The organism is Streptomyces sp. ME19-01-6, assembly GCF_033793745.1.
GTDB lineage: Bacteria > Actinomycetota > Actinomycetes > Streptomycetales > Streptomycetaceae > Streptomyces.
This window is the reverse complement of record NZ_JARAXF010000108.1, coordinates 1-1,104: the sequence shown is the minus strand read 5'-3', so window position 1 is coordinate 1,104 and position 1,104 is coordinate 1. Positions and strand designations below refer to the sequence as shown.

At 64.1% G+C, this 1,104-nt stretch carries 1 protein-coding gene and 1 pseudogene; both read right to left on the bottom strand.

Annotated elements, in window-relative coordinates; all coding sequences use genetic code 11:
• Positions 1 to 186: pseudogene (locus PV419_RS52845) on the bottom strand (amino acid ABC transporter substrate-binding protein); the annotation flags it as partial.
• 293 nt (positions 187 to 479) lie between these two features.
• Entirely contained in the window at positions 480 to 821 is a 342-nt protein-coding gene (locus PV419_RS52840; RefSeq protein ID WP_319701240.1) for a hypothetical protein, read from the bottom strand.
• Positions 822 to 1,104 lie beyond the last annotated feature (283 nt).

The following is a 1,104-nucleotide window of genomic DNA, read 5'->3' as shown; positions in this document are numbered from 1 at the left end:
CAGCTCGAGTGGCCTTCCGCCGATCCCGCCGGCGTCATTGACTTCGCGAACGGCCAGCTCGAGCCCAGCGAGCAAGTGTCTGCCCGCCTCGACCCAGCCAGGCCGAGTCAGCGGAACGAGAGCGCCGATCCGGACGGCTGATCCGTCAGTCCGCTCCGCTCCAGGTGGCGACGGTGGCGCATTCATGCGTTAACGTCTCCCCTGTGATGATTCGGTTGCATTTTGCCCAGATCGCAGAGTGGCAAGGCCCGGTGGTACGCGTTCATCTCATCTCTCCGTGGCGGGCGCACCTGGGTGACCATGCCGGACATTGCATCCACCACCATCTCCAACAGGCAACCGATTACTGGTTCGCTGAGCTGCCAGGCTTCAAGAAACCTTGTGACGTCCACGCACCATGCCGTAGTGATCGATCCCGAAAGCTTCGGCTTGGGACGGGTGGCCCTCCAGGCCGCGTAGGAGCGTTCCCACTGTCGGGATCAGATCTCCCGGCCGATCGTGGGGTCGAAGCTGGACATGCCGAGGTGGGTTCGGCCGTGCTGACGGCGAGGTCCTGCACCGTCTCGAGCTTGCCCTTGAACGCAGGTGTGTTCGTGGACGCATGCGGTGCCGAAGTCCCTGGTGCAGACGCCGAGCGCGACTTTGCGGAGTTCGACGTGGGCGATGAACTCGTCCCACTCCTCCGGGGCGAGGTCGCGGTATTCCTTGCTCGGCGGGTGCTGTCGACGGCGGGCGATGTAGGACCGGTGGTGGGAGATGACGTCCTCGGGATAGATCGCTAATGGTGGGGTCGGGTACTGGAACTCTCCGAATGCCCCCATGCTCAGCCCTCGCGCGGCTCTGAACTGGACCCGTCGAGTAGCGGTGCGAGGGTCTGGCTTAGAAGCTGTTGTCTTTCCGTGCTTGAGGACTGTGTTTCCGCTGGTCAGGCATAGCGTCGGCGGTTCCATGGGAGTGGTGGCCTGTCGTGTTGCCGCTGCTGTGGAGGTCTTGGATGCCGTCGGTGGTCGGGCTGCTGGAACAGCGCGAGGTCGCTGCTCGTCGTCGGGTGGACGAGCTGCAAGAGGAGGCTGATCGGATCCAGGCCGAGCTGGCTGTTGCCGA

Coding starts and splice junctions, on each gene's coding strand:
- PV419_RS52840 (WP_319701240.1), bottom strand. CDS start 821: ATGGGGGCATTCGGAGAGTTCCAGTACCCGACCCCACCATTAGCGATC.